The organism is Mesorhizobium sp. WSM1386 (genome assembly GCF_055901595.1).
The window spans coordinates 1,826,960-1,851,346 of sequence record NZ_CM148373.1 but is presented as its reverse complement, the minus strand read 5'-3'; the positions used below and the strand labels follow the sequence as shown (position 1 = coordinate 1,851,346).

Below are 24,387 nucleotides of genomic sequence, written 5' to 3'. Positions count from 1 at the left end.
CGAACTCCAGATGCCCTAGGAATTGCGCCAACCCTTTGTTTTGACGCAATTTCCAGGGGAAAGCGCTATGCGCTTTTCCCGGGAAAACGGCTTCCCACTTTTCCAGAAGTTTGCTTTAAGGCCGGATGAAAACCTTGCCATTGGGCTTGGCCAGTTCCGCCGGCAACCGCGCCATGGCCTCGGCGAGCGGCACCACCGCCGTCACGTCGGTCGACCAGCGCCCGTCGGAAAACCGCTTCTGCGCCTCCAGGATCGCCAGGCCGCGCCGGTCTTTGAATTGCCGCATCCATTCGCTCAGCCAGAAGCCTTCTATGTGCTTGTGCTGGAAGATCATCTGGCCGGGCTCGCGGATGATGGTGGCGTCGGTGTCGAGCCGGCCGTAGATGATCCAGCGCGAACGCTTCGGCATGACGTCGAAGATGGTCGAGGCCAATGGTCCGGTCACCGCATCGAGGAAGATGCGCGGCTGCTCTTCCTTCATCACTTGACGCAACGCTGCCTTGAAGTCCGGCGCCTTTTCATTGAGGACATGCGCCGCGCCAAGCTCTTTCAGCAATGCGGTCTGATCGTCACGGCGCACGGTGACGATAGGCCGGAACCCCGCTTCGCGAGCCAAGCCGATGATCAGCTTGCCGAGCTGGCTGGCGCCGGCGGTCATGACGAAGGCCTCTTCCCCCTCCTGTTTGACGATCTCGAACATTGCGATCGCGGTGAGCGGATTGACGATCATCGCCGCCCCATCCTCATCACGCACGGTGTCGAGGAGCGGAATGCAGACCGCCGCCTCGGCGACGGCATATTGCGCCCACGACCCCCAGTTGGTGACGCCGGTGGCGAATGCGACCCGCTTGCCGATCAGGCTTTTCGAATAGGGCTCATCACCGCCGGCAACGACCGTGCCGACGCCCTCGAAGCCGGCCGGTTGGCCCTTGGCGCGCGGCTGGCCGTACTGGCCCTTGATGAAGGCGACGTCGGAAGGATTGATCGAGGCGAGACTGACCCTGATCAGCACCTGGCTCGGTCCAGGCGCCGGCACCGCGATGCTGCCCGGTTCGATGTAGGGCTCCATCGCCTCCAGCACGCTGCCGCTCGGCGTCCTGGTGTAGCCGTCGCCGACCAGCAGCAGCGCCTGCATTTCGGAGGGGATGGTCATCGCGGGCTCCTTGCTTGCCGGCAGAGGTCAGGCAGCGGCTCAGACCTTTTCCTGCGTGTATTTCTTCAGCTCCGTCCGCGCCACCTGGCGGCGATGCACGGCGTCGGGTCCGTCGGCGAGGCGCAATGTCCTCAGATGCGTCCACGAACGCGCCAGCGGCGTATCCTGGCTGATGCCCTGGGCCCCGAACATCTGCACCGCCTCGTCGGTCACCTTGAGCGCGACGCGTGGTGCGATGACCTTGATCTGGCTGATCCAGGGGGCCGCGGCGCGCGCATCGCCCTGGTCGATCATCCACGCCGCCTTCAGGCACAGCAGCCGCGCCATCTCGATCTCCATGCGGCATTCGGCGATGATGTCGAAATTGGCGCCGAGTTTCGCCAGGGGCTGGCCGAAGGCCTCCCGGCGCACGGAGCGCTGGCACAGCATCTCCAGCGCCATCTCGGCCTGGCCGATGGCGCGCATGCAGTGGTGGATGCGGCCCGGTCCGAGCCGGCCTTGCGCGATCTCGAAGCCCCTGCCCTCACCGAGAATGAGGTTCGAGGCGGGTACTCGGACATTGTCGAAGCGAAGGTGCATATGGCCATGCGGCGCGTCATCGTCGCCATAGACCTGCATGGCGCGGACCTTGGTCACGCCCTTGGTGTCCGAGGGCACCAGGACCATCGAATGGCGGCGGTGCCGCGGTTCCTGATCGCCGCCGGTCCGAACCATGACGATGTAGATGGCGCAACGCGGATCGCCGGCGCCCGACGCCCACCATTTCTCGCCATTGAGCACATAGTCGTCGCCCTGCTTCTCGCAGCGCATCGCAATGTTGGTGGCGTCCGACGAGGCCACATCCGGCTCGGTCATCAGATAGGCCGAGCGGATCTTGCCGTCGAGCAGCGGCTCGAGCCAGGTCTTCTTGTGGTCGGCCGAACCGTAGCGTTCCAGCACCTCCATGTTGCCGGTGTCGGGCGCCGAGCAGTTGAAGGTCTCCGCGCCGAGATGCGCCTTGCCCATCTCCTCGGCCAGATAGGCATATTCGACAGTCGACAGGCCATAGCCGCGCTCCGAGCCGGTCAGCCAGAAATTCCACAGGCCGCCCTCCCGTGCGGTTCTCTTAAGCCCTTCGAGGATTTCGCTTTGCCGCGCGCTGTAAACCCAGCGGTCACCGTCCTTGCTCACTTCGGCGAGGAATTCCTTGTCCAGCGGCATGATCTCGTCGCGTACCATGGCCGCGACGCGGGCGTGGATCGGCTTCAGCCGCTCGGTCATGCCGAGGTTCATCTCCGTCATCGGTCGCTAACCCTTCATCCAGGCCGGGCATTTTACCCGTGGCAAGGATGACCGTACTTCGGATAGCCTTGTCAACGCGAACTGATCGCCGCATGCCGAGGCAGGGCGCGGAGGATTGTGATGGGCTATCTGGACGAACTGTTTTCGGTGGCCGGCAAGACCGCGCTGGTGACGGGTGCGGCGACCGGCATCGGCCGCATGGCGGCCACCGCGCTGGTCAAGGCCGGCGCCAGCGTCATGATTGCCTCGCGCAAGGGCGAAGACTGCGTCAAGGTCGCCGGCGAATTGAACGATCTCGGCGCCTCCGGGCGGGCCGATGGCTTTGCAGGCGACGTCTCCAGCGAGGCTGGCATTGCCGCGCTTGTCGCCGAGGTCAAGGCGCGGACCGACCAACTCGATATTCTGATCAACAATGCCGGCGTTTCCTGGGGGGCGCCGCTGGAGAGCTTTCCCTACCATGCCTGGGCCAAGGTTTTCGGCGTCAATGTCACCGCGGTCTTCCACCTGACGCGCGAATTGCTGCCGCTGCTCGAGGCCGCCGCCAGCGACGCCGATCCGGCCCGGGTGATCAATCTGGGCTCGGTGATGGGCACGCAGCCGCTCGCCGACGACGCCTATTCCTACACCGCCTCGAAGGCCGCCGTTCATCATCTGACGCGTACGCTGGCGCTTGAATTCGCCCCTCGCCGCATCACCGTCAACGCCTTCGCGCCCGGCCCCTTCCAGAGCCGCATGACGGCCTTTGCCACCGGCACCCAAGAACAGGCCGACCATGTCGGCAGCCATGTTCCGATCGGCCGTATCGGCACACCGGATGACATTGCCGGCGCAACGCTCTATTTGTGCAGCCGTGCAGGGAGTTATGTCACCGGCGCCATCCTGCCGATCGACGGCGGGCAATCGGTGCAGCATGGATTGACCCTGTTCAAGGAATGACATTTGCCGGCCGCAGAAGCCGGGGGTGAACTGGAGGACATGAGCGTGGAACCGATCAGTCTCGATGTGCTTCTGGCCAGCGTCGGCAAGGAAGTTGGCGTCTCACCCTGGCGGGCGGTCACGCAACGCATGATCGACCAGTTCGCGGACGCCACCGACGACCACCAGTTCATCCACTGCGACCCGGAGCGGGCCAAGCGCGAGACGCCGTTCGGCGGCACCATCGCCCATGGTTTCCTGTCGCTGTCGCTGCTGTCGGCGATGACCTTCGAGACCATGCCGCCGCTGGAAAACGGCAAGATGGGTGTCAATCACGGTTTCGATTCGCTGCGCTTCCTGGCGCCGGTGAAGACTGGCGCCCGCATCCGCACCCGTTTCGTGCTGGCCGACGTCAAGGTCAGGCCGTCGGGCTGGGTGCAAACCGCGCACGACGTGACGATCGAGATCGAGGGCTCGAAGAAACCAGCACTCACCGCCCGCTGGCTGACGCTGACCCTGATCGAACGCCAGCCCGAGACCGCATGAACGACCCGAACGCGCTCGACCAGGCGGCGCTCGCGTCCTACCTCGAGGCGGAAATCCCTGGCTTTTCCGGGCTCGCCGCAATCGAAAAATTCAAATCCGGCCAGTCGAACCCGACCTATCTGCTGACGGCGGCAAGCGGCCGCTACGTGCTGCGCGCCAAGCCGCCGGGTCATTTGCTGAAATCAGCGCATCAGGTCGACCGCGAATTTCGCGTGATGAAGGCGCTTGCCGGTAGCGCGGTGCCCGTCCCCCGGATGCTGCATCTGTCGGCCGAGGATTCGCCGATCGGCCGCATGTTCTACGTCATGGATTTCCTCGACGGCCGCATCTTCTGGGATCCGGCACTGCCCGAGGCGCGCGACAACGATGAGCGTTCCGCTGTTTACGACGCCATGAATGGTACGCTGGCGGCCCTGCACGCTGTCGATGTCGAGGCCGTGGGCCTCGGTGATTTCGGCCGGCCGGGCAATTATTTCGAGCGGCAGCTGGCCCGCTGGACCAGCCAGTACCGTGCTTCGGAAACCAGCGCCATCGCCGACATGGATCGGCTGATCGCCTGGCTGGAAACGCATATGCCCGCCGATGACGGCCGTGTCTCGCTGGTCCATGGCGACTACCGGCTGGACAATCTGATCTTCGCGCCGGACCGGCCAGAGGTGCTGGCGGTGCTCGACTGGGAACTGTCGACATCGGGCCATCCCTTCGCCGACATCGCCTATCAGTGCATGCAGTGGCGCTTGCCGCACGCATCCGGCTTTCGCGGCCTCGGCGGCATTGACCGGACGGCGCTCGGCCTGCCCTCGGAAGAGGATTATGTCGCCGCCTATTGCCGCCGACGCGGGCTCGAAGGCATCGGCAATTGGCCGTTCTTCCTCGCCTTCTCCTTCTTCCGCCTGGCGGCGATCTGCCAGGGTGTCTACAAGCGGGCGCTGGACGGCAATGCCTCCAATCCCGAAAAGGCCAGAACCTATGGGGAGGCGGTGAAGCTGCTTTCGTATCTTGCAGTCAAACTAATCGACAAAGAGATGTGACGTGATGGGCGGGAGGGCTGTGTCGGCGCGATCCGATGCGTGCCGTTTGGGAACCTGGGGCGCTCTTGTCCGTTTCCGTACAGCGTATATAGTTTAGCCGGACACCCACCAATCAAAAGGCACGGATATCTTGCCGCAGAGCGTCCAGAAACGCCGCGAGAAACAAAAGGCGGAACTGCGTTCCGAACTGGTCGCAGCCGCGCACAAGCTCGTCCAGGAAGAGGGCTATGAGGGTCTGACCATCCGTAAGCTGGCCAAGCGGGTCGGCTATGCGCCGATGTCGGTCTATTCCTACTTCGCCGACAAGCAGGACATCCTGTTCGCGCTTGCCGAAGATGCGTTCGAGACGCTTGCCCGGCGCATCGAGGAGCACCCGTCCGACGACCCGATCGAAGCCCTGCAGGCGGTGATGACCGAATATGCGGCCTTCGGGCTTGGCAATCCCAACGAATACCGCACCGTCTTCATGACCGAAAAGACCAAGCTGCCGGAAGGCAGGAGCTACGCGGACATGGAGGAAAGCAACCCGGCGATGAAGGCACTGATCAGCCGGGTCGAGGCCTGTGTCGCCGCCGGCAAGCTGCAGGGCGATCCGCGCGCCATCGCCACCATGCTTTGGGCGGTCGGCCACGGCACGATCTCGCTGCTGATCACCTTTCCATTCTACCCCTTCGGCGATCCCCAGGCTTTCGTGAAGCGGATGTGCGATTTCACGCTTGCGACATTGCGCACGCAAGATGTGCCTCCGCTGACCGAGACACCGGTCAACTGCTGAACGACATCCCCTTACTGCAAAACCTTGTCGCCACCGGCCAAACCGGTGGCGATTTCTTGGTTAACAAAAAATTTCCGTACATGTACGATTTCGTCTTGAACTTCGTGAGCGGCAGGCGTATCTGTACGGCATAACGTACATGTACGAAGAAATTCACCCGTCGAAAACGGAGACTGACAATGAAAAAGACCGTCCTCACCCTCGCCGCCATTCTGGCCCTTTCGGGCTCGGCTTTCGCCGCCAGCGCCACCCACCCGGTCAAGCACCTGCCGGCTGCGACCTGCGTCGATACCAGGACCAATGTGAAGCTCGATTGCGCTTCGACCGGCTCGGTCGAGAAGAAGGGCAACACGGAAAACACCGCTGAAGGCAAAGGCCCGCGCCTCGGCATCAGCATCAACCCGTGGATCGTGCCGAGCGCGTTCTAACATTTGCGCCAAACGCTTCTGGCCGGCGCGGCCGGCCATTCGGTGACGTCAGCCGATCGAGACCGGCAGCCTGGTCGTCGAACTCTCGAACGCTGCATCGATCAGCTTCTGCATGTCGGAGGCGCGCCGGAACGACGGATCGCCGTTCTGCCCGCTCTCCAGCGCATCGGCGAAGCGCCTTGCATTGCGCTTGACATCAGGCGGCGCCAGAGTCCGCCAGCGCTGCAGGTCGACATCCCCGCCGAGACAGGCGGACAGGTGCGAAACCCTGCCGTCGGTCTCGACCTTGATGGCCCCCTTGGTGCCGTGCAGTGCCAGCGACAGGTCGTTGGCGTGGCCTGTCGTGTAGCGGCTCGCCATGATCGTGGCGAGCGCGCCTGACTTCAGCCGCGCCATCATCGCCACGCTGTCATTGGCGTCCAGCACATAGTCGCCGATCTGCTCGCCCTCGGCCTTCGGAAACGTCACCAGGTCGGCATGCAGGCTGACGATGTCCTGGGCGGCGCCATAGGTGGCGAAGTCCAGTATGTGTATGCCGACATCGCCCAGCACACCCGTCGAACCATGTCTGCTCGACAGGCGCCACAGCCATTTGTCCTCGACCCGCCAATCGCCCCAGGATTTGCTGACCAGCCAGCTTTGCCGATAACTCGCCTCGACATGGCGGAGTTCGCCGATGGCGCCGGCCTGCACCATGCGCCGCGCTTCCTGGATGGCCGGCGAATTGCGATAGGTCAGGTTGACCATATTGACGACGCCTGCCGCCTCGGCGGCTTCGGTCATGGCAAGCGCGTCGGCATGGTTCGGTGCCAGCGGCTTCTCGCAAAAGACGTGTTTGCCCGCGGCAAGCAGCGCCAGCGTCGTTGCCTTGTGCACGCCGTCCGGCGTCGCGTTGATGGCGGCATCGAACTGGCCCCAGGCGATCGCCGCCTCAAGGCTCTCGAAGCAGTCGCCAATCTTGTTTGCCCCGGCGAACGTCGCCGCGCGGCCTGGCACCTGGTCGACACAGGCCACGATGCTGCAGCCGGGAATCCCGGCGAACTCCTCGACATGATGCCCGGCGATGCCGCCGGTGCCGAGCAGAAGAATTCGGTGCATCAACCCACCCCCAACCAGTTCATGCCCCGATCAGCCCAGGTCGCGATCAGCTTAGGCTGATCAACTAAGACCCTTGTCGCCATCGGCATGCAGGCGCAGGCCTTTCTGGACGATCTTCTCCTTGGCCTTGTCCGTCGGCACGTTCGGCGCATTGGTGACGCCGGACCATGCGGGTGCGGGATTATGCGCCCAGTGCACGGCGTTGCGCAGCACCTGTTGCACCCCGTCATTGTGGTAGATCGGATAGGTCTCGTGGCCCGGCGAAAAATAGAAGATCCGTCCCGCGCCGCGCTGATAGGTCAGTCCCGACCGGAACACCTCGCCGCCCTCGTACCAGGAGATGAATACCGTCTCCAGCGGCTCCGGCACCGCGAACGGCTCGCCATACATTTCCGTCTCGCCGATCTCCAGGCATTCGCCGATGCCTTGCGCGATCGGATGGCCGCGATTGATCGCCCAGACGCGTTCACGCTCGCCCGCCTCGCGCCATTTCAGCGAGCAAGGCGTACCCATCAGGCGCTTGAAGATCTTCGAGTAGTGCCCGGAATGGAGCACGATCAGCCCCATGCCTTCCCAGACCCGCTTCTGCACGCGTTCGACGATCTCGTCCTTGACCTCGCCATGGGCGGCGTGGCCCCACCACAAGAGCACATCGGTGCCGGCAAGGCGCTTCTCGCCCAGGCCATGTTCGGGCTCCTGCAAGGTGGCCGTGGTCGCCTCGATGCCCTTGTCTTGGTTGAGCGCGGCGGCAATAGTGCCGTGCATGCCCAAGGGATAGAGGTCCCGCACGGCGGCATTGGTCTGCTCGTGGACGTTCTCGCCCCAGACGACTGCTTTTATCGGCATTTTCATCTCCCAAAGCGCTTTAAATAGCGCAGGTGATGGGACCTTGAGAAGGTACCGCCAAGACTGAAACTGGGGAAATCAGGGCTTGCGGGTTTTCCGTCCCGCAACGGTCTTGGCCTTGCCGGGTTTGGCAGGGGCGCCTGAGATGACTGATCCGGTGATCGACACCGGATCGCTGGCCGGAAAAGTGTCCTCGAGGCCCTCCTCGAGTTCCTCTTCGGCATTGGCCTCGTGATGCCGCTCGTGTTCGAGCGAGCGGACCGCCGCGGTTTTGGATTGCGGCGGCGACTTCGGCGCGGACTTGGACGGCATCGACATTCTCCCTCGACTTGTTGCCGCACAACGGACGCGCGCGGCAAACGTTCCGGGTTCAGACCGCCGCGTCGCGTGCCCCTTCGGACAGGAAAGTAAAGACATAGTCCGAGAAGGAACGCCAGCACTCGACCCGGAACGCGTCCGCGGCCGTACGCAACAACACGATTTCGGCCTTGCCAAGGATAGTGCGCGAGGCAGCCCCCACCGGGAACGCATCGAGCGACAAGTCCTGCGGGCAACCCGAATTGATCGTTGCGGCCGCCCCGGCGCCGGTAACGGCAATCGCGATATTGCGGTGAGAGACACCCACTGCCGAATGGAGCGCGGCAACCGTGGCGCAAGCGGCGAGCGGATCGTTGCCGGCCTCGTCGATGACAAACCATTCGTCCGGCCCAAGCCACAGCGCGGTGCGGCCAGCCTTCGACACGGACGTCTTCGGCTTTTTCGGCAAGGTCACGCCGAGCGCCTTCGACAGCGCCGCGACCGAAGCCTCCGGCGCGCGCAGCGAAATACGCTCCGCCGGCGGCAGGATCTCGACCTTGGCGTTGGTTGCGGTGGTGCTACGTCCAGCCAGTGCCGGGCGACACTCAACCGAAGGCGATACGGCGGAAACCGTCTTCTTTTCAGCAGCCTTAGCCATTGAGGCGCCCTCCCGTCTCGTCGAAGAACACCATGCCGGTAACCTCCACTTCGATCACTCCGTTCGGCATCGGCACGTAGAGCGTGTCGCCCATGCGGTCGCGGCCGCCGGCGACCAGCGCCAGCGCGATGGAGCGGCCGCAATTTTCCGACCAGTAGCTCGAGGTGACATGGCCGATCATCTTCATCGGGATCGCCTGCTTCGGGTCCTCGACGATCTGCGCGCCTTCCTCCAGCACCACCTTCGGGTCCTTGGTCTTGAGGCCGACCAGCTGCTTGCGGCCCTTGGCCACCAGATCCAGCCGCGTCAGGCCGCGGATGCCGACGAAATCGGCCTTCTTCTTGCCGACCGCCCAGTCGAGACCGGCATCACCAGGGGTCACCGTGCCGTCGGTGTCCTGGCCGACGATGATGTAACCCTTTTCGGCGCGCAGAACGTGCATGGCTTCGGTGCCGTAGGCGGCAGCGCCGTGCTTCTTGCCCTCGGCCCACAGCGCTTCCCAGACGGCCTGGCCGTAGTCGGCCGGGACATTGACCTCGAAGCCGCGCTCGCCGGTGAACGACATACGGAACAGCCGCGTTGGCACGCCGCAGATCTTGCCTTCGCGCACCGACATATGCGGCAGCGCCTCGTCGGACATGTCAATGCCCTCGACCAGCGGTGCGATGATGTCGCGCGACTTTGGCCCTTGCACGGCGATCACCGCCCATTGTTCGGTGATCGAGGTCAGCCAGACATTGAGATGCGGGAACTCGGTCTGGAGATAGTCCTCCATGTGGTTCATGACGCGCGGCGCGCCACCGGTCGTCGTCGTCACATGGAAACGGTCCGGTGCCAGTCGGCCGACGACGCCGTCATCATAGATGAAGCCGTCCTCGCGCAGCATGATGCCATAGCGGCAGCGGCCGGGTTCCAGCTTCTCCCACGGATTGGTGTAGAGCAACTCCATGAACTTGGCGGCATCCGGCCCGACCACTTCGATCTTGCCGAGCGTCGAGGCATCGAACAGCCCTGCCTTGTTACGAACCGCAACGCATTCGCGGTCGACCGCTGCATGCATGTCTTCGCCCGCCTTCGGGAAATACCAGGCGCGCTTCCACTGGCCGACATCCTCGAATACCGCGCCCTGCGCTTCGGCCCAGGGATGGATCGCGGTCTTGCGTGTCGGGTCGAACAGCGGCCCGCGCGCATGGCTGACGATCGCGCCGAAGGTGACCGGCGTGTAGGGCGCGCGGAACGTGGTCAGGCCGACCTCGGGGATCGGCTTGCCCAGCGTCTCGGCGGCGATCGCCAGGCCGTGCATGTTGGAGGTCTTGCCCTGGTCGGTCGCCATGCCGTTGGTGGTGAAGCGCTTGACGTGCTCGATCGAGCGCATGCCTTCATGCACCGCCTGGCGAATATCCTTGGCGGTGACGTCGTTCTGGAAATCGACGAACGCCTTCACCGTCGTGTCCGGTCCGGCGCCGGGGCCAGCCCCCAGCATGCCGCGCGACCAGCTCTCCGAGGCATCGACCTTCGGCTTGGCGCCCTTCGCGGTTTTCGCGCCGGCATCTTTCGCTGCCTTGGCGCCAGCCGCGTAGGCCTCGTCGACCGTTGCCGACAGCCCGTCAGTGCCGTTGCAGGCGCCGACGGAGACGCAGTCTTGTGCGTAGATGCCCGGCACGAAGCGCTTGGTCTCGTCGTTGAAGGCGACCTTGCCGCGCGATTGCGAGAACAGATGCACCGACGGCGTCCAGCCGGCCGACATCAGGATCGCGTCGACGGGGATAGTGCGTTCGCCGCCGCCATTCTTCGGCTGCACGGTCATCGACGACACCCGCAATTTGCCGCCGGCGCGGATCACCGCGCGGCCGAAATTGATCTCGATGCCGAGCGCCCTTGCCTCGTCGATCACCGGTCCTGTCGGGTTGTCACGCAGGTCGACGATCGCCGCCACGTTGACGCCGGCCTTCTTCAGGTCGATTGCCGCCGCGTAGGCCGAATCATTGGCGGTGTAGACGCCGACATTCCTGCCGACCGCCACGCCATAATGATTGAGGAAAGTGCGCGCCGCGCCCGCCAGCATGATGCCCGGACGGTCGTTGTTGGCGAACACCATGTGGCGCTCGATGGCACCGGACGCCAGCACGACGCGCTTGGCGCGGACCTGCCACAGCCGCTCGCGCGGCAAATCATGGCCGGGGGCCTTCAGATGATCGCTGACACGCTCGACCAGGCCGACGAAATTCTGCGCGTAGTAGCCAAAAGCAGTTGTGCGCGAGAGCACGCGGACATTGTCCATCGCGCTCAGTCTGGCGATCGCCGCCTGTGCCCAGGCAAAACCGTCCTGGCCGTCTATTTTCGCGCCACTCTCGAAACGCAGGCTACCGCCGAATTCGACCTGCTCGTCGGCGAGGATGACCCGCACGCCGGTCTCCGCCGCCGCCAATGCCGCCGCGATACCTGCGGCACCGCCGCCCAGCACCAGCACGTCGCAATGCGCGTAGCGCGAGGAATAATGGTCGGGATCGGGTTTGTCCGGAGAAACGCCAAGGCCGGCGGCTTCGCGGATCTTGGGTTCGTAAAAGCTCTTCCAGGCCGCCTTGGGCCACATGAAGGTCTTGTAGTAGAAGCCGGCCGAAAACATCGGCGATGCGATGTCGTTGACCGCGCCTATGTCGAAGGACAGCGACGGCCAGCGGTTCTGCGAATTGGCGGCAAGTCCGTCATAAAGCTCCTGCACGGTGGCGCGCACATTCGGCGTCTTGCGCGCGGCGTCACGCACGATCTGCACCAGCGCGTTAGGCTCTTCCGCGCCCGCCGACAGAATACCGCGCGGCCGGTGGTACTTGAACGAGCGGCCGACCAGATGCACGCCATTGGCAAGCAGCGCCGAGGCCAACGTGTCGCCCTCGATGCCGGTATAGGACTGGCCGTCGAAGCTGAACCGCGCGGTCTTGGCCTGGCTGAGGCGACCGGCGCTCGGAATGCGGAACCCGCCGCTCATTTGGCAACCACTTCGTTGGAGTTTTTGGGCAGCTTGACGGGTTTCGGCTCACCGGCCTTGTAGGTCATGACGAACTTGTCGGTGACGGTGTCGCGCACCGCGTTGAAGAAGCGGGCGCAGCCATGCATGTGCCGCCAGCGCTCGTAGATGATGCCCTTGGGGTTCGAGCGGATGAAGAAGAATTTCTCGAAATCATCGTCGCTCTCGCCGGCCATATTGGCCGAGCGCGCGATATGGGCCTCGCCGGCGTTGCGAAATTCGAGCTCCGGGCGCTCTTCCTCGCAATAGGGGCAGCGTATGAGCAGCATCGTCTTCGTTCCTACAATTCGCCGTGGCCGACGTGGGCGCCGGCGGGTTGGTCGCAAAGCTTCTGACCCATGGTCATGAATGGAGCGACGAGCCGCAGGCGCTCCTCGACGTTTGTCGCATCGCGAAACAAAGCGCGGTTGGCCATGTTGCCGAGCGTCAGTTGCATCGGGTCGGTGGTGACGATCACACCACGCGGCTCGAAATCCTCGTCCTCGTCCAGCCCGTGCGGCCGGCCTTCAAAGAACATCACCACTTTCTGGCCGGCGCTCCACACGCATGCCAGCGTCCCGTCGTCGACCGAAAACGGCCAGCCGGCCTCGTTGCCGGCACGTTCGATCGGCTGCAGCCGCACCTCTTCCGGCGACGGCAAATGGAACATGCCTTGTTCCCCCGCCAGCACCAGCGGCATGGCGACAGCGAGTTCCGTCATCATCAATGCGCCACCGCCGCCGCCGCGGCCTCGTCGATGAGGCGGCCGGTGCGGAAGCGTTCGATGGTGAAGGGCGCGTTGATCGGATGCGGATCGTCCTTGGCGATGGTGTGGGCAAAGACATGGCCCGAGCCGGGCGTCGCCTTGAAGCCGCCGGTGCCCCAGCCGCAATTGACGTAGAGGCCGGGCACCGGCGTCTTGGCCAGGATCGGCGAGCGGTCGGGCGTGACGTCGACGATGCCGCCCCACGAGCGCAGCATCTTCATGCGCGTGAAGATCGGGAACATCTCGCAGATTGCGTCGAGCGTATGCTGCAAGATGTGCAGGCCGCCGGTCTGCGAATAGGAGACATACTGGTCGGTGCCGGCGCCGATGACCAGCTCGCCCTTGTCGGACTGCGAGATATAGGCGTGCACGGTGTTGGACATCACCACGCAAGGCACCACCGGCTTGACCGGCTCCGACACCAGCGCTTGCAGCGGATAGCTTTCCAGCGGCATGCGCACGCCGGCCATGTTCATGATGACAGACGAATGGCCAGCAGCGACGACGCCGACCTTCTTGGCGCCGATGAAGCCGCGTGTCGTGTCGACGCCCATGACCGCGCCATTGGCGGCCCGCTTGACGCCGGTGACCTCGCAATTCTGGATGATGTGCACGCCGCGCGCCGAAGCGCCGCGCGCGTAACCCCAGGCCACCGCATCGTGGCGCGCCGTGCCGCCGCGCCGCTGCAAGGCGGCCCCGACCACCGGATAGCGCGCATCCCTGGAGATGTTGAGCGGCGGGCAGAATTCCTTGGCCTGCTCCGGCGACAGCCATTCATTGTCGATGCCGTTCAGCCGGTTGGCATGGACATGGCGCTTCAGCACCTGGACGTCGTGCACATTGTGGGCGAGCATCATGACGCCGCGCGCCGAATACATGACGTTGTAGTTGAGCTCCTGGGAAAGCCCATCCCACAGCTTCAGCGCATGGTCGTAGATGCCGGCGCTCTCGTCATAGAGATAGTTGGAGCGGATGATGGTGGTGTTGCGGCCGGTGTTGCCGCCGCCCAACCAACCCTTTTCCAGCACAGCGACATTGGTGATGCCATGCACGCTGGCGAGATAGTAGGCGGTGGCCAGCCCATGGCCGCCGGCGCCGACGATGATGACGTCGTATTCCTTCTTCGGCTCGGGCGAGGACCATTGCTCCTCCCAGCCCTTATGGCCGCGCATGGCCTCGCGGGCGATGGCGAATACCGAATATTTTTTCAACGTTCCAGCCTCGCAAATGGCGGCGAGGCGTTCACTTGGCCCCGGCGCGCGAGGTGTATCACTAGCGAAACAGCGCTTCCACCCTTGCGCTGTTTGCGACGGTGCTTGCCGTTTTGCGCCGCGACGAGAAACAGGCATGCGGGCTGGCTGCTATGGCTGCGTTCAGTCACACTGCCTGTCGCGAGATTCTGGAGGACGAGAGGACGAGTATGGGCAACGCCTGGTGGAATCTGATGTTACGCTTCCTGTTGGAGCTTGCCGCCTTGCTTGGTCTCGGCATCGCGGGCTGGAACCTCTCCGAGGGATGGTGGCGCTGGGTCCTGGCCCTGGTCCCGCCGCTTGTTGCAGCCGTGCTGTGGGGCACTTTCGCGGTACTCGACGATCCAAGCCGATCAGGCCGCGCGCCAGTACCGGTTCCGGGCACGGTGCGGCTGGCGCTGGAATTGGTCATCCTGTTCGGCGGTGCCGTCGGTTTCTATGCGGCCGGTTACACGACCACGGGTATCGTCGTCGCCCTGCTCATCGCCATCAGCTACGCATTTTCGCTCGATCGCCTCGGCTGGCTGCTGAGGCAATAGTTCGGGACGACGCAGCCTTCGCAGGTATCGGGTGGCTCCGACCCACCCCATTTGCGACCAAGCATCCGATCGCCGGCAGAACTGGCGCCAAGCAAAGGATGCAAAAAATGCTCGCACTCGCCAACAAGATCGCCATCGTCACCGGCGCTAGTTCCGGCATTGGCCGCGCCACCGCAAAACTCTTCGCCGAGGAAGGTGCCAGGATCGTCGTCGCCGCCCGCCGTCAGGCCGAACTCGACACGCTCGTCGCCGAGATATCGGACGCGGACGGCACGGCCGTCGCGCTTGCCGGCGACGTCAGGGACGAAGCCTATGCAAAGGCCCTTGTCGATCTGGCGTTGGAGACGTTCGGCGGCCTCGACATTGCCTTCAACAATGCCGGTGCCGTCGGCTTGATGGCGCCCCTGCCCGACATGGTGCCGGCGGCATGGCGCGAGACGATGGACATCAACCTGACCAGCGCCTTTCTTGGGGCGAAGCACCAGATACCGGCCATGCTGGAGCGGGGCGGCGGTTCGCTGATCTTTACCTCGAGCTTTGTCGGCTACACTGCCGGCATGCCGGGCATGGCCGCCTATGCCGCTGCCAAGGCCGGCCTGATCGGCCTGACGCAGGTGCTGGCCGCCGAATACGGGCCAAGGGGCCTACGCGTCAACGCGCTGCTGCCCGGCGGCACCGATACTCCCGGCGCGACGACCACCACGCCGCAGGCACGCGCCTTCGTCGAAGGCATCCATGCCTTGAAGCGTATGGCGCAGCCGGAGGAGATTGCCCGCTCGGCACTTTATCTCGCCTCCGATGCCTCCAGCTTCACCACGGGAACCGCGCTGTTTGCCGATGGCGGCGTCTCGATCAACCGGACGTGAACCCGGCGAACAGGCCCGTTCGTCCAAGTGACGCAGGCCGCCGGTCTTGATTTTTCCGCGCGATTTGGCGATTCCGTTTGTCGAACCGCTCTTCTTGCCGAAACAGGTCCTGGAACCATGATGCTGATCCGAACCTATGTGGCCGCGAGCGCGATCGAGGGCGTCGGCATGTTCGCCGCCGAGCCGATCCGCAAGGGTGCCTCGATCTGGCGCCTCGATCCTGATTTCGACCGGCTGATCCCGATGGAAAAATACGAGGCAGCGCCACCACCGTTGAAGGAATTGCTCGACCGCTATGCCTATCCGAGCCCGGATCGCCCGGGTTTCATGGTCTATGAAGTCGATAATGGCCGCTTCATGAACCATTCGGCGACGCCGAACACCGATTTCTCGCAATATGGCGGCGCGACGGCGACCCGCGATATCGCGGCGGGCGAAGAGATCACCTGCGACTACGGCGAGTTCTTCGAGGATTTCGAGCGGCTGCATCTGGCCACGGCGTAGCTGATGGCCTATCTACCGGGCAACCGGTGGCAATTTGGCCGTTGTCCTTCATTTCGACTGTGGACAGCGCGGCTTGATTCTGCTATCAGCCGCCACAATTCGTGGTGTCGAGCGCCGCGGAGGCTAGTGGCTATGGCTGCTTGCCTGTTGATATCAAACCCGAAAGACAGGATTGCCCGTGCAGGTACTCGTCCGCGACAACAACGTTGATCAGGCGCTTCGCGCGCTCAAGAAGAAGATGCAGCGCGAAGGCATTTTCCGCGAAATGAAGATGCGCGGTCACTACGAAAAGCCTTCCGAGAAGCGCGCCCGTGAAAAGGCCGAGGCCGTTCGCCGCGCCCGCAAGCTGGCCCGCAAGCGCGCACAGCGCGAAGGCCTGCTGCCGATGACGCCGCGTCCGGTGGCTGCCGGCGGTGCTGCCGGTGCAGCGCGTCCGCCGCGCTGATTAACGCCAATATTTCGTCCTTTTCGAAGGATACCAAGGTGGCGCGATGTGGAATCGCCGCCACCTTTTTATTTTGATGTGACCCGGCCCGGAGGGGGGATCCGGGCGTGAATGACGCGGCGCAAGTGAGGACAGGGCAGACATGAACGCAACGAGCGTGGAGCGCGGGACCGCATTGCGTGGTTTCGCCCTGACAGCGGCCCTGCTTTCAGGATTGGTGCTTGCCGGCTGCCAGACATCGGGCCCGACCGGCGAGTTCAACAACATCGACAAGGCGCAAGGGTCGAGCGAGAACATCTCCTCGCTGTCGGCGGTGATCCAGCGCAATCCCCAGGATCCCGAAGGCTACAATGTGCGCGGCTCGGCCTATGGCCGTGGCGGCCAGTACCAGGCGGCGCTCAAGGATTTCAACCAGGCCATCCAGCTGAACCCGAATTTCTACCAGGCCTTTTCGAACCGGGCGCTCATCCAGCGCTTCCTCGGCAACCAGGAAGCCGCGCTTGCGGACTACAACCGTTCGATCCAGATCAACGGCAACTATGACGCCGCCTATATCGGCCGCGGCAATCTCTACCGCAAGGCGGGCCGCACCCAGGATGCCTTCAGCGACTTCCAGAAGGCGATCCAGCTCGACACCACCGATGCCCGCGCCTATCACAATCGCGGCCTGATCTATCAGAGCCAGGGCCAGCACAAATTCGCCATCGAGGATTTCTCGACCGCCATCTCGCTGGCGCCGGACGCGGCCGAACCCTACAATGGCCGTGGCCTTTCCTACCTGGCGACAGGCGACGAGGACAATGCCTTCTCCGACTTCAACATGGCCATCAAGCTCGACGGCAAGAACGCCGAGGCCTGGGCCAACCAGGCGCTGATATACGAGCGGCGCGGCGACAAGGCGAAGGCCGCGAAATCCTACAAGGAAGCCGTTCGCCTCGACCCGACCTACCAGCCGGCCAAGGACGGCCTCGCCCGCGTCAGCTGACATCGGTTTCGCCAGATCCGCTAAACATTCCAGATCGTTGGCGTGTCCAAAAGGACACGCTGCTCTGGCTTTCGCCGGCAATCCGGCAACCGCGCGTTAACCCCCGCTGCAACCCGTCAACCCTTGCCTTGTTCGCGCCAAGTTTTCAGCGGAACGGTCTGGCCATCAAAGCCGTTACTTGGAAGCAATTGCGAAAGGACCCTCCCATGATCAAGAAACTCGCCTGCGCCGCCGCACTCGCCATGACCGCGTTCGCTGCCGCACCGGCCAGCGCCGGCAGGCTGCAGCTCGGCACGCTCGACTGCACCATCGATGGCGGCACCGGCTATATCGTGACGTCCAACAAGGGCGTGTCCTGCGTCTTCCGGCCCCACCATCATGGACCATCCGAGGTTTACACAGGCGTCATCTCCAAGCTTGGCGTCGATCTCGGAAAGACTCATCAAGGCCAGCTGGTCTGGGCCGTTTTTGCCGCGACCCGCGACCGTGACGCGGGCGACCTCGCCGGCAGCTATTACGGCGTCAACGCCGAGGCCAGCGTCGTGACCGGCGGTGGCGCCAACCTGCTGGTTGGTGGCTTCGACAGCGCCTTCATGCTCGAGCCGCTCAGCGTCCAGGCGCAGACCGGCGTCAATCTTGCCGTCGCCGTGACGTCGCTCGAGCTGATCCATTCGCTCAAATGAATGCATGGAGCCATGGGCTCCACGACCCCTCACTTCGCGGCGCGGAACCAGATAGGATGGTTCCGCGCCGTTTCATTTTGAGGGGAACAGTATGCCGAAGACAGCCATCGCCGCTGCCGTGATTGCAACCGTGCTTGCCGGTGCGGCACGAGCCCAGGACCGTGGCATCGAACTTGGCGCGCTTGAATGCGCCATATCAGGCGGCACCGGCTTCATTTTCGGCTCGACCAAGGATTTGAGCTGCACCTTCACCCCCTCCGACAAGACCTTCGCGCCGGAAGCCTATTTCGGCGCCGTCAACAAATACGGCCTCGACATCGGCACGACAAAGCAAGCGGTGATGCGATGGCTGGTGCTGACGCCGCTGAAGAACATCTACGCGCGGGTGCGCTGGCGGGCGACTATATCGGCGCCAGTGCCGAGGTGACGGCGGCCGTCGGCGCCGGCGCCAATCTGCTGGTTGGCGGTTCGTCGCAGGCCTTCACCCTCCAGCCACTCAGCCTGCAGACCCAGACCGGCATCAATCTCGCCATCGGCGTCAGCCAGTTCCAGCTGCGCAGCACCGAGAATTGAACCGCCGGCCGCCAACATCTCGAAAATTTCGCTTGAGCTCAATCGCGGTTGAGGTTTTACAACCCTGCCCTGACCGGAACAGCGCCCCGGTCTGACGCGCGATCCGGCGTTGCCGACACGCATGGTCCTGCCGGAAACCCTTTCTGGCTTCTGGTGCCCAGCGCCGTCATCGAGCTATGCAAGGCCGGGGTAGAAATGACTGAAATCGGTATAAACAGGGTCGACTGGCGCGCATTGTGGGCGAGCGGCGACCTGGCTCGCTTCTGCTTCATCAGCCTCGGCATCCTGCTGCACGCGACCAATGAGACGATGGTGGCGACCGTCATGCCCGCCATGGTCGGTGAACTGGCCGGCGTGCAGCTCGTCGGCTGGTCGCTGGCGATCTACGAGCTCGGCGCCATCGTCGCCGGTGCCGCGGCCGGACGGCTGGTGAGTTATGTGGCGCTGCGCACCAACATGGTTGTCGCCGCCCTGCTCTACGCGGCCGGAGCGTTGATCTGCGCCACCTCGCCTTCCATGCAACTGTTTCTCGCAGGCCGCCTGATCGAGGGGCTTGGCGGCGGCGCTCTGGTGTCGCTGGCCTTCGTCTCGGTCGAGCGGTTGTTTTCGCGTGCCATCTGGCCGCAGCTTTTCGGCATCATGTCCGCGATCTGGGGCGTCGCGGCCTTCAGCGGCCCATTGCTCGGCGCGATCATGACCGAGCTTCTCTCATGGCGCTGGGCATTCGGCGTCTTCACCGTCGGCGGCACGGCCATGGCGCTGGCAAGCTTCATCGTGCTCGACACGCCCGAGGCGACGAGACCCAGCACCAGCAAGGGCAAGGCGCCACCCTTCCCGTTCGCAGCCCTCGCCTGCCTTGCCGTAGCCGTGGTACTGATCGCCTCGGCCGGCGTCGACATCGCCTTGCTGCGCTCTTCGCTGCTGATCATCCTCGGTCTCGCCGGCCTGGCGTTGTTCTTCTACGTCGACGCGCTGAAGCCGCGCTCCCGGCTTTTCCCGGCGCGGCTGTTCTCGTGGCGCACGCCGGTCGGGGCCGGCATGACCATGGTCGCCGCCTTCTCGGTGGCGACCTGCTCCTTCGGCGTCTACGGGCCGCTGCTGTTGACCAGCCTGCACGACATCCCGCTGCTGACCACCGGTTATATCATAGCCGCCGAATCGATCGCCTGGTCGATCCTGTCGATCCTCGTCGCCAACGCGCCACCGCGCCGCGAGCGGCTGATCATCGTCTGCGGCGCGCTGATGATCGCGGCCGGCATCGCCGGCTTTGCCTATACGATACCGCTGGGCTCGATCCCGCTGATCCTGGTCTGCGCCCTGCTGCAGGGCGGCGGCTTCGGCATCGCCTGGCCGTTCCTGACCCGCGTCATCGTCGCCTCCGCCCCGGATGAGGAGCAGACAATTGCCTCGGCAGCGGTGCCGACCATGCAGCGCATCGGCTATGCCGTGGGTGCCGCCCTTGCCGGCATCGTCGCCAATGCCAGCGGTTTTTCGCAAGGGTTGAACCACGACGCGGCGGCGAATGTCGCGAGCTGGTTGTTCCTCGCCTTCGTGCCGCTTGGAATTCTCGGCTGCCTGGCCGCCCTGCGGGCATCATCGACCGCGAGCCGACTGCAGGAAGCAATCGGTTAAGCGACGGCTCTCGCCTACTCGACCTCGCGCAGGCGATAGCCGACACCGGTCTCGGTAGTGATGTAGCGCGGCTGGTCGGGGGTCTTCTCGATCTTCTGCCGGAGCTGCCGGACGTAGACCCTGAGATACTGCACGTCGGTCGAATCGCCCCAGACCTGCTTCAACAGGAAATGGTGGGTCAGCACCTTGCCGGCATGCTGCACCAGCATGCGCAGGATCTCGTATTCCTTCGGCGAGAGCTTCACCTCCTTGCCCTCGACCTTGACGATGCGCTTGACCAGGTCGACGCTGAGATCGCCGGTCTGGAAAACCGGCTTCTCGCCCTGCTGCTGGAATTTGTGGCGCAGCGCCACGCGGATGCGCGCAATCAGCTCGTTCATGCCGAAAGGTTTGGTGACATAGTCGTCGGCGCCGAGTTCGAGCGCGTTGACGATGCCAGCCTCGTCGGTGCGGCTGGAGAGAATGACGACGGGAATATCGAGGCCGTCGTCACGCCATTTGCGCAGCAGTTCATGGCCGCTCATGCCCGGCAGGCCGAGGTCGAGCAGGACGAGATCAGGCTTTTCCGTCTCCATCGATTCGATCGCCACCTTGGCGTTCGGCGCCTCGCTGATGGCATAGCCCTGGCTGCCGAGCCCGACCCGCAGCAGCTTGCGGATCGGCGGCTCGTCATCGACGACCAGTATCCTGACGTTCGAGTTTGTCATGCCAAGTCACCAACATCGTCGGTAGTGGAGGTGTCGAGGTCAGGCGGGATCGCCGGCTTCGGCATGCTGATGGTGAAAACCGCGCCCGGACGGTCGGTTCGGTTCGCGGCTGCGATCGTGCCGCCCATCGCTTCGATGAAACCTCGGCAGATCGACAGGCCGAGCCCGGTGCCGGCGCGGACCTGGTCGCGCTTGCGCACCCGGTAGAAGGTGTCGAAAATCCGTTCCACGTCCCCGGGCGGAATGCCCGGCCCCTCGTCCATGACCTGCAGGATGACCGAACCATTGTCGGTCCAGCCTTGCACGCGGATCGTCGAGCCGGGCGGGGCGTATTTCGCCGCATTGTCCAGGAGATTGAACAGCGCCTGCTCGAACAGGACGGGATCGACCTTCAACATCGGCAGATCCCGGGGGATGTCGATCTCGGTCTTGTGCTCGGCGATGATCTTCCTCGCCCTCTGCAGGGCCGAGCCGACGATATCGCCGACATAGTGGAAAGCGTAGTTCGGCTCCATGGCCCCGGACTCGATCTTGGTCATGTCGAGCAGATTGGCGATGAAGCGGTTCAACCGCTCGGATTCGTCGAGCACGGTCGACAGCAGCTCCGCCCGATCCTGTTCCGGCAATGCCGGCGCGAATTCCCGCAGCGTGCCGGCCGCACCCATGATGGCGGCGAGCGGTGTCTTCAGATCATGCGAGATCGAGGTGAGCAGCGCCGAACGCAGCCTGTCCGCCTCGGCGGCGAGCTTGGCGCGGTCGACATCGGCGACCAGTTGAATACGTTCGATGGCGACCGCCGCCTGGTCGGCCAGCGCGTCGAGCAGGCGCTGCTGCTCTGGCGTCAGCAGCGGACCCTGTTTGTCGTTGTCGAGGCCAACGACGCCGATCGCCGTACGCCCTGTGCGCAAGGGAAGATAGAGGCGCTTGGCACCGGGCAGCGTGTCGGCGCCGCGTCCTGCCGCGCGGTTGTGCTCCCAGGCCCAGCGGGCGGCGGCGATGTCGGCCTCCGCCAGCGTATCGTCGGGCGGATAGCCGGCCTTGACGGTGATCGTTCCATCTTCCGGCAAAAGCAGCACCACGCGCAGCTTCAGCATCGAGGCGATCTGGAAGGCGGTGGCCCACAGAACGTCGTCGAGCGTGCCGGCACCGGCGAGCTTCTTGGAAAAGAGGTAGATGTCCTCCGTGGCCCGCGCCCGAGAGCGGGCGGCGACCGCCTGGCGTTGCACGCGCGCCGTCAGATTGCTGGCGATGACGGCCACGACCAGGAACACGCCGAGCGCGACGATGCTCTCCGGATCCCGGATCGTCAGCGTGTAGCGCGGCTCCAGGAAGAAATAGTTGAAGGCGACGGCGCTGGCGAGACAGGCATACAGGGCCGGCCAGAGGCCGCCGGTCACCGCCGATGTCAGCACCCCGATGAGGAAGATGATCGCCAGATTGCGAACGTCGAGAAACTGATCGAGCAGGACGGCGAAGGCGAGCGAACCGGCGACAAAACCCGTGGCCTTGAGATAGGGCCAGATCTGGAACTGCCACTGTTCGTCCGCCGCCTTGACGTTTCTCGACGTCGCCTCGGTGTTGCGCTCGGTTCCCGAAATGACATGGACGCTGATGTCGCCGGCATTGCGGATGAGATCATAGGTGAGCGAACCTTCGATCAATTCGCGCCAGCGCGACCGGGTCGGCCGGCCGACCACGATATGGGTGAAATTGTTGGCCGTCGCATGCCGCACGATGTCCTGGGCGACATTCTGGCCGGGAATGGTCGTCACCTCGGCGCCGAGCTGTTCGGCAAGGCGCAGCAGCGCCGCCAGCCGGTCCTTGTCCTCCTCGGACATGGCGGCTGAGCGAGGCGTATCCACATGCAGCGCCGTCCACGGCGCGCGCAGCCGGTCGGCCAGCCGGCGTGCATAGCGGATGCGGGCCGCCCCGCCCGGCCTCGCGTCGACGCAGACGAGCACCCGCTCGCCCGCGGCCCACGGCCCTGGAATGGCGTGGGCCTGCATATGGATCAGCAACTGGTCGTCGACGCGCTGCGCCGTGCGGCGCAGCGCCAATTCCCTAAGCGCGGTCAGATTGCCCGGCGAGAAATAGTTCTCGATCGCCCGCTGGGCGGTGTTGGGGAAATAGACCTTGCCCTCTTCGAGCCGCTTGATCAGGTCGTCGGGCGTGAGGTCGATGATCTCGACGTCGTCGGCCTGGTCGATGATGGAATCGGGAACCGTCTCGCGCACCCTGACCTTGGTGATCTGGGCGACGACATCGTTCAGGCTTTCGACATGCTGGATGTTGAGCGTCGTGTAGACGTCGATGCCTTGCGTCAGGATTTCCTGGACGTCGAGATAGCGTTTGGGATGGCGGCTGCCGGGCGCGTTGGTGTGGGCGAGTTCGTCGACGAGAACCAGCGCCGGGCGCCGGGCGAGGATGGCGTCGATATCCATCTCGTCGAGGATGCGGCCCTTGTAGTCGACCTTGCGGCGGGGAATGACCTCATAGCCCTCGACCAGGGCCATCGTCTCCTTGCGGCCATGCGTCTCGACGACGCCGATCACCACGTCCACGCCGTCGGCCAGGCGGGCACGGCCCGACATCAGCATTTCATAGGTCTTGCCGACACCCGGTGCCGCACCGAGGAATATCCGCAAACGACCGCGACCTTCCCGCTCGGCATGATCGAGCAGTGCGTCGGGAGAAGGTCTGGATTCGTTGCTTCGGTCGTCCGGCATCAGCTTCGATCATGGACGGCGCCAGGGGTACTGTCGATCCCCGGTCACCCCTTCGTCATTTCGCATCGTCGAGTGCGAGGTTGAGCGCCAGCACATTGACGACCGGCTCGCCCAGGAAGCCGAGTTCGCGGCCGTCGATGTGGCTGTCGACGAGCGCCTTGACCTTGGCCTCGTCGATGCCCCGGGCCTTCGCCACCCTGGCGACCTGGAAGTAGGCGGCCTCGGGACTGATGGCCGGATCGAGGCCGCTGCCGGACGTCGTCACCAGGTCCATCGGGACCGGCTGGTTCGGATTCTCCGCCTTCAGCTTTTCGGCATCGCCCTTGATGCGATCGATCAGCTTCGGATTGGTCGGGCCGAGATTGCTGCCGCCGGAGGCGGTTGCGTCGTAGCCGCTGCTGCCGGCCGCCGAAGGCCGGCCATGGAAATACTTGTCGCTGGCAAAGCCCTGGCCGATCAGGCCGGAGCCAATGACCTTGCCGTCCTTTTCGATCAGGCTGCCATTGGCCTGGCGCGGGAACAGCGCCTGCGCGATGCCGGTCATGCCCAAGGGATAGATCAGGCCGGTCAGCACCGTGAAGAAGACGATCATGATGATCGCGGGTCTTATCTGGGAGAGCATGGAAATTTTCCTCAAAGCAATTCCAGGAAAAGTGCGAAGCGGTTTCCCACAGGAATT

General features: G+C 64.2%; 25 protein-coding genes and 1 pseudogene. 13 read left to right on the top strand and 13 right to left on the bottom strand.

The window, feature by feature from the left end; translation table 11 throughout:
* Positions 1–115 precede the first annotated feature (115 nt).
* Both AC0NIH_RS09120 and AC0NIH_RS09115 read right to left on the bottom strand, forming a co-directional pair.
* The gene (locus AC0NIH_RS09120; RefSeq protein WP_473464922.1) at positions 116–1,153 is read right to left on the bottom strand and encodes a zinc-binding dehydrogenase; all 1,038 of its coding nucleotides are present in this window, start codon (positions 1,151–1,153) and stop codon (positions 116–118) included.
* A 39-nt stretch (positions 1,154–1,192) separates the two neighbouring features.
* The gene (locus tag AC0NIH_RS09115) at positions 1,193–2,434 is read right to left on the bottom strand and encodes an acyl-CoA dehydrogenase family protein (RefSeq protein WP_473464919.1); all 1,242 of its coding nucleotides are present in this window, start codon (positions 2,432–2,434) and stop codon (positions 1,193–1,195) included.
* 120 nt (positions 2,435–2,554) lie between these two features.
* Between AC0NIH_RS09115 and AC0NIH_RS09110 the strand changes: the two genes are divergently transcribed.
* The 5 genes from AC0NIH_RS09110 to AC0NIH_RS09090 all read left to right on the top strand — a co-directional run bounded on the left by AC0NIH_RS09110 (position 2,555) and on the right by AC0NIH_RS09090 (position 6,129).
* Positions 2,555–3,370: an SDR family oxidoreductase gene (locus AC0NIH_RS09110; RefSeq protein WP_287270160.1), complete on the top strand. Its 816-nt coding sequence runs from the start codon at positions 2,555–2,557 to the stop codon at positions 3,368–3,370.
* Positions 3,371–3,409: 39 nt separating this feature from the next.
* Positions 3,410–3,895 carry a MaoC family dehydratase gene (locus tag AC0NIH_RS09105; protein ID WP_023765869.1) on the top strand — a complete coding sequence of 162 codons (486 nt, stop codon included), beginning with the start codon at positions 3,410–3,412 and terminating at the stop codon, positions 3,893–3,895.
* Positions 3,892–4,926 (top strand): phosphotransferase family protein, encoded by a 1,035-nt coding sequence (locus tag AC0NIH_RS09100; RefSeq protein WP_473464916.1) that lies wholly within the window; start codon positions 3,892–3,894, stop codon positions 4,924–4,926. The genes AC0NIH_RS09105 and AC0NIH_RS09100 overlap by 4 nt, the downstream gene beginning before the upstream one ends.
* Before the next feature lie 130 nt (positions 4,927–5,056).
* Positions 5,057–5,701 carry a TetR/AcrR family transcriptional regulator gene (locus AC0NIH_RS09095; RefSeq protein WP_023778574.1) on the top strand — a complete coding sequence of 215 codons (645 nt, stop codon included), beginning with the start codon at positions 5,057–5,059 and terminating at the stop codon, positions 5,699–5,701.
* A gap of 179 nt (positions 5,702–5,880) precedes the next feature.
* Positions 5,881–6,129 carry a DUF680 domain-containing protein gene (locus AC0NIH_RS09090; RefSeq protein WP_023778575.1) on the top strand — a complete coding sequence of 83 codons (249 nt, stop codon included), beginning with the start codon at positions 5,881–5,883 and terminating at the stop codon, positions 6,127–6,129.
* A 48-nt stretch (positions 6,130–6,177) separates the two neighbouring features.
* Here the strand turns inward: AC0NIH_RS09090 and AC0NIH_RS09085 are convergent, their stop codons facing one another.
* The 8 genes from AC0NIH_RS09085 to AC0NIH_RS09050 all read right to left on the bottom strand — a co-directional run bounded on the left by AC0NIH_RS09085 (position 6,178) and on the right by AC0NIH_RS09050 (position 14,009).
* Positions 6,178–7,227, bottom strand: a complete 1,050-nt coding sequence (locus AC0NIH_RS09085) for a Gfo/Idh/MocA family protein (protein ID WP_473464913.1) — start codon at positions 7,225–7,227, stop codon at positions 6,178–6,180.
* A 60-nt stretch (positions 7,228–7,287) separates the two neighbouring features.
* Positions 7,288–8,073 (bottom strand): ThuA domain-containing protein, encoded by a 786-nt coding sequence (locus AC0NIH_RS09080; protein WP_473464911.1) that lies wholly within the window; start codon positions 8,071–8,073, stop codon positions 7,288–7,290.
* Positions 8,074–8,151: 78 nt separating this feature from the next.
* A complete protein-coding gene (locus tag AC0NIH_RS09075; RefSeq protein WP_013893069.1) occupies positions 8,152–8,385 on the bottom strand; it encodes a hypothetical protein in 234 nt (77 codons plus the stop codon).
* A 58-nt stretch (positions 8,386–8,443) separates the two neighbouring features.
* Positions 8,444–9,028: a sarcosine oxidase subunit gamma gene (locus AC0NIH_RS09070; protein ID WP_473464908.1), complete on the bottom strand. Its 585-nt coding sequence runs from the start codon at positions 9,026–9,028 to the stop codon at positions 8,444–8,446.
* Positions 9,021–12,014 (bottom strand): sarcosine oxidase subunit alpha, encoded by a 2,994-nt coding sequence (locus tag AC0NIH_RS09065; protein WP_473464905.1) that lies wholly within the window; start codon positions 12,012–12,014, stop codon positions 9,021–9,023. The genes AC0NIH_RS09070 and AC0NIH_RS09065 overlap by 8 nt, the downstream gene beginning before the upstream one ends.
* On the bottom strand, positions 12,011–12,322 hold the full coding sequence (locus tag AC0NIH_RS09060) for a sarcosine oxidase subunit delta (protein ID WP_473464903.1): 312 nt from the start codon (positions 12,320–12,322) through the stop codon (positions 12,011–12,013). Before AC0NIH_RS09060 ends, AC0NIH_RS09065 begins: the two co-directional genes overlap by 4 nt.
* 11 nt (positions 12,323–12,333) lie before the next feature.
* Positions 12,334–12,756 carry a hypothetical protein gene (locus AC0NIH_RS09055; RefSeq protein WP_473464900.1) on the bottom strand — a complete coding sequence of 141 codons (423 nt, stop codon included), beginning with the start codon at positions 12,754–12,756 and terminating at the stop codon, positions 12,334–12,336.
* The gene (locus AC0NIH_RS09050) at positions 12,756–14,009 is read right to left on the bottom strand and encodes a sarcosine oxidase subunit beta (protein ID WP_140571003.1); all 1,254 of its coding nucleotides are present in this window, start codon (positions 14,007–14,009) and stop codon (positions 12,756–12,758) included. The genes AC0NIH_RS09055 and AC0NIH_RS09050 overlap by 1 nt, the downstream gene beginning before the upstream one ends.
* Before the next feature lie 209 nt (positions 14,010–14,218).
* Between AC0NIH_RS09050 and AC0NIH_RS09045 the strand changes: the two genes are divergently transcribed.
* The 8 genes and pseudogenes from AC0NIH_RS09045 to AC0NIH_RS09010 all read left to right on the top strand — a co-directional run bounded on the left by AC0NIH_RS09045 (position 14,219) and on the right by AC0NIH_RS09010 (position 20,275).
* Complete coding sequence (locus AC0NIH_RS09045; protein ID WP_473464898.1) at positions 14,219–14,587, top strand: YrdB family protein; 369 nt, start codon at positions 14,219–14,221, stop codon at positions 14,585–14,587.
* A 107-nt stretch (positions 14,588–14,694) separates the two neighbouring features.
* A complete protein-coding gene (locus AC0NIH_RS09040; protein WP_473464895.1) occupies positions 14,695–15,453 on the top strand; it encodes an SDR family oxidoreductase in 759 nt (252 codons plus the stop codon).
* A 117-nt stretch (positions 15,454–15,570) separates the two neighbouring features.
* Positions 15,571–15,957, top strand: coding sequence for an SET domain-containing protein (locus tag AC0NIH_RS09035; RefSeq protein ID WP_473464893.1), 387 nt, complete (start codon positions 15,571–15,573; stop codon positions 15,955–15,957).
* Positions 15,958–16,135: 178 nt separating this feature from the next.
* The gene (rpsU, locus tag AC0NIH_RS09030) at positions 16,136–16,402 is read left to right on the top strand and encodes a 30S ribosomal protein S21 (protein WP_010911429.1); all 267 of its coding nucleotides are present in this window, start codon (positions 16,136–16,138) and stop codon (positions 16,400–16,402) included.
* Between the two features lie 142 nt (positions 16,403–16,544).
* Positions 16,545–17,387 (top strand): tetratricopeptide repeat protein, encoded by an 843-nt coding sequence (locus AC0NIH_RS09025; RefSeq protein WP_473464890.1) that lies wholly within the window; start codon positions 16,545–16,547, stop codon positions 17,385–17,387.
* A gap of 206 nt (positions 17,388–17,593) precedes the next feature.
* Positions 17,594–18,070 (top strand): DUF992 domain-containing protein, encoded by a 477-nt coding sequence (locus AC0NIH_RS09020; RefSeq protein WP_023765884.1) that lies wholly within the window; start codon positions 17,594–17,596, stop codon positions 18,068–18,070.
* Between the two features lie 91 nt (positions 18,071–18,161).
* Positions 18,162–18,643: pseudogene (locus AC0NIH_RS09015) on the top strand (DUF992 domain-containing protein).
* Positions 18,644–18,838: 195 nt separating this feature from the next.
* A complete protein-coding gene (locus AC0NIH_RS09010; RefSeq protein ID WP_352712406.1) occupies positions 18,839–20,275 on the top strand; it encodes an MFS transporter in 1,437 nt (478 codons plus the stop codon).
* Between the two features lie 14 nt (positions 20,276–20,289).
* Here the strand turns inward: AC0NIH_RS09010 and AC0NIH_RS09005 are convergent, their stop codons facing one another.
* Genes AC0NIH_RS09005 through kdpC form a run of 3 tightly spaced genes read right to left on the bottom strand, consistent with a single transcriptional unit; the run spans position 20,290 to position 24,330 of the window.
* Entirely contained in the window at positions 20,290–20,982 is a 693-nt protein-coding gene (locus AC0NIH_RS09005) for a response regulator transcription factor (RefSeq protein ID WP_023765886.1), read from the bottom strand.
* The gene (locus AC0NIH_RS09000) at positions 20,979–23,708 is read right to left on the bottom strand and encodes a DUF4118 domain-containing protein (RefSeq protein WP_473464886.1); all 2,730 of its coding nucleotides are present in this window, start codon (positions 23,706–23,708) and stop codon (positions 20,979–20,981) included. Before AC0NIH_RS09000 ends, AC0NIH_RS09005 begins: the two co-directional genes overlap by 4 nt.
* 55 nt (positions 23,709–23,763) lie before the next feature.
* Positions 23,764–24,330: a potassium-transporting ATPase subunit KdpC gene (kdpC, locus tag AC0NIH_RS08995; protein WP_013893054.1), complete on the bottom strand. Its 567-nt coding sequence runs from the start codon at positions 24,328–24,330 to the stop codon at positions 23,764–23,766.
* Positions 24,331–24,387: the final 57 nt, after the last annotated feature.

Bases quoted from the DNA above. Each gene is read 5' to 3' on its own strand.
- AC0NIH_RS09120 (WP_473464922.1), bottom strand. From the start codon at position 1,153: ATGACCATCCCCTCCGAAATGCAGGCGCTGCTGCTGGTCGGCGACGGC.
- AC0NIH_RS09115 (WP_473464919.1), bottom strand. From the start codon at position 2,434: ATGACGGAGATGAACCTCGGCATGACCGAGCGGCTGAAGCCGATCCAC.
- AC0NIH_RS09110 (WP_287270160.1), top strand. From the start codon at position 2,555: ATGGGCTATCTGGACGAACTGTTTTCGGTGGCCGGCAAGACCGCGCTG.
- AC0NIH_RS09105 (WP_023765869.1), top strand. From the start codon at position 3,410: ATGAGCGTGGAACCGATCAGTCTCGATGTGCTTCTGGCCAGCGTCGGC.
- AC0NIH_RS09100 (WP_473464916.1), top strand. From the start codon at position 3,892: ATGAACGACCCGAACGCGCTCGACCAGGCGGCGCTCGCGTCCTACCTC.
- AC0NIH_RS09090 (WP_023778575.1), top strand. From the start codon at position 5,881: ATGAAAAAGACCGTCCTCACCCTCGCCGCCATTCTGGCCCTTTCGGGC.
- AC0NIH_RS09085 (WP_473464913.1), bottom strand. From the start codon at position 7,227: ATGCACCGAATTCTTCTGCTCGGCACCGGCGGCATCGCCGGGCATCAT.
- AC0NIH_RS09080 (WP_473464911.1), bottom strand. From the start codon at position 8,073: ATGCCGATAAAAGCAGTCGTCTGGGGCGAGAACGTCCACGAGCAGACC.
- AC0NIH_RS09075 (WP_013893069.1), bottom strand. From the start codon at position 8,385: ATGCCGTCCAAGTCCGCGCCGAAGTCGCCGCCGCAATCCAAAACCGCG.
- AC0NIH_RS09070 (WP_473464908.1), bottom strand. From the start codon at position 9,028: ATGGCTAAGGCTGCTGAAAAGAAGACGGTTTCCGCCGTATCGCCTTCG.
- AC0NIH_RS09065 (WP_473464905.1), bottom strand. From the start codon at position 12,014: ATGAGCGGCGGGTTCCGCATTCCGAGCGCCGGTCGCCTCAGCCAGGCC.
- AC0NIH_RS09060 (WP_473464903.1), bottom strand. From the start codon at position 12,322: ATGCTGCTCATACGCTGCCCCTATTGCGAGGAAGAGCGCCCGGAGCTC.
- AC0NIH_RS09055 (WP_473464900.1), bottom strand. From the start codon at position 12,756: ATGATGACGGAACTCGCTGTCGCCATGCCGCTGGTGCTGGCGGGGGAA.
- AC0NIH_RS09045 (WP_473464898.1), top strand. From the start codon at position 14,219: ATGGGCAACGCCTGGTGGAATCTGATGTTACGCTTCCTGTTGGAGCTT.
- AC0NIH_RS09040 (WP_473464895.1), top strand. From the start codon at position 14,695: ATGCTCGCACTCGCCAACAAGATCGCCATCGTCACCGGCGCTAGTTCC.
- AC0NIH_RS09035 (WP_473464893.1), top strand. From the start codon at position 15,571: ATGATGCTGATCCGAACCTATGTGGCCGCGAGCGCGATCGAGGGCGTC.
- AC0NIH_RS09025 (WP_473464890.1), top strand. From the start codon at position 16,545: ATGAACGCAACGAGCGTGGAGCGCGGGACCGCATTGCGTGGTTTCGCC.
- AC0NIH_RS09020 (WP_023765884.1), top strand. From the start codon at position 17,594: ATGATCAAGAAACTCGCCTGCGCCGCCGCACTCGCCATGACCGCGTTC.
- AC0NIH_RS09010 (WP_352712406.1), top strand. From the start codon at position 18,839: ATGACTGAAATCGGTATAAACAGGGTCGACTGGCGCGCATTGTGGGCG.
- AC0NIH_RS09005 (WP_023765886.1), bottom strand. From the start codon at position 20,982: ATGACAAACTCGAACGTCAGGATACTGGTCGTCGATGACGAGCCGCCG.
- AC0NIH_RS09000 (WP_473464886.1), bottom strand. From the start codon at position 23,708: ATGCCGGACGACCGAAGCAACGAATCCAGACCTTCTCCCGACGCACTG.
- kdpC (WP_013893054.1), bottom strand. From the start codon at position 24,330: ATGCTCTCCCAGATAAGACCCGCGATCATCATGATCGTCTTCTTCACG.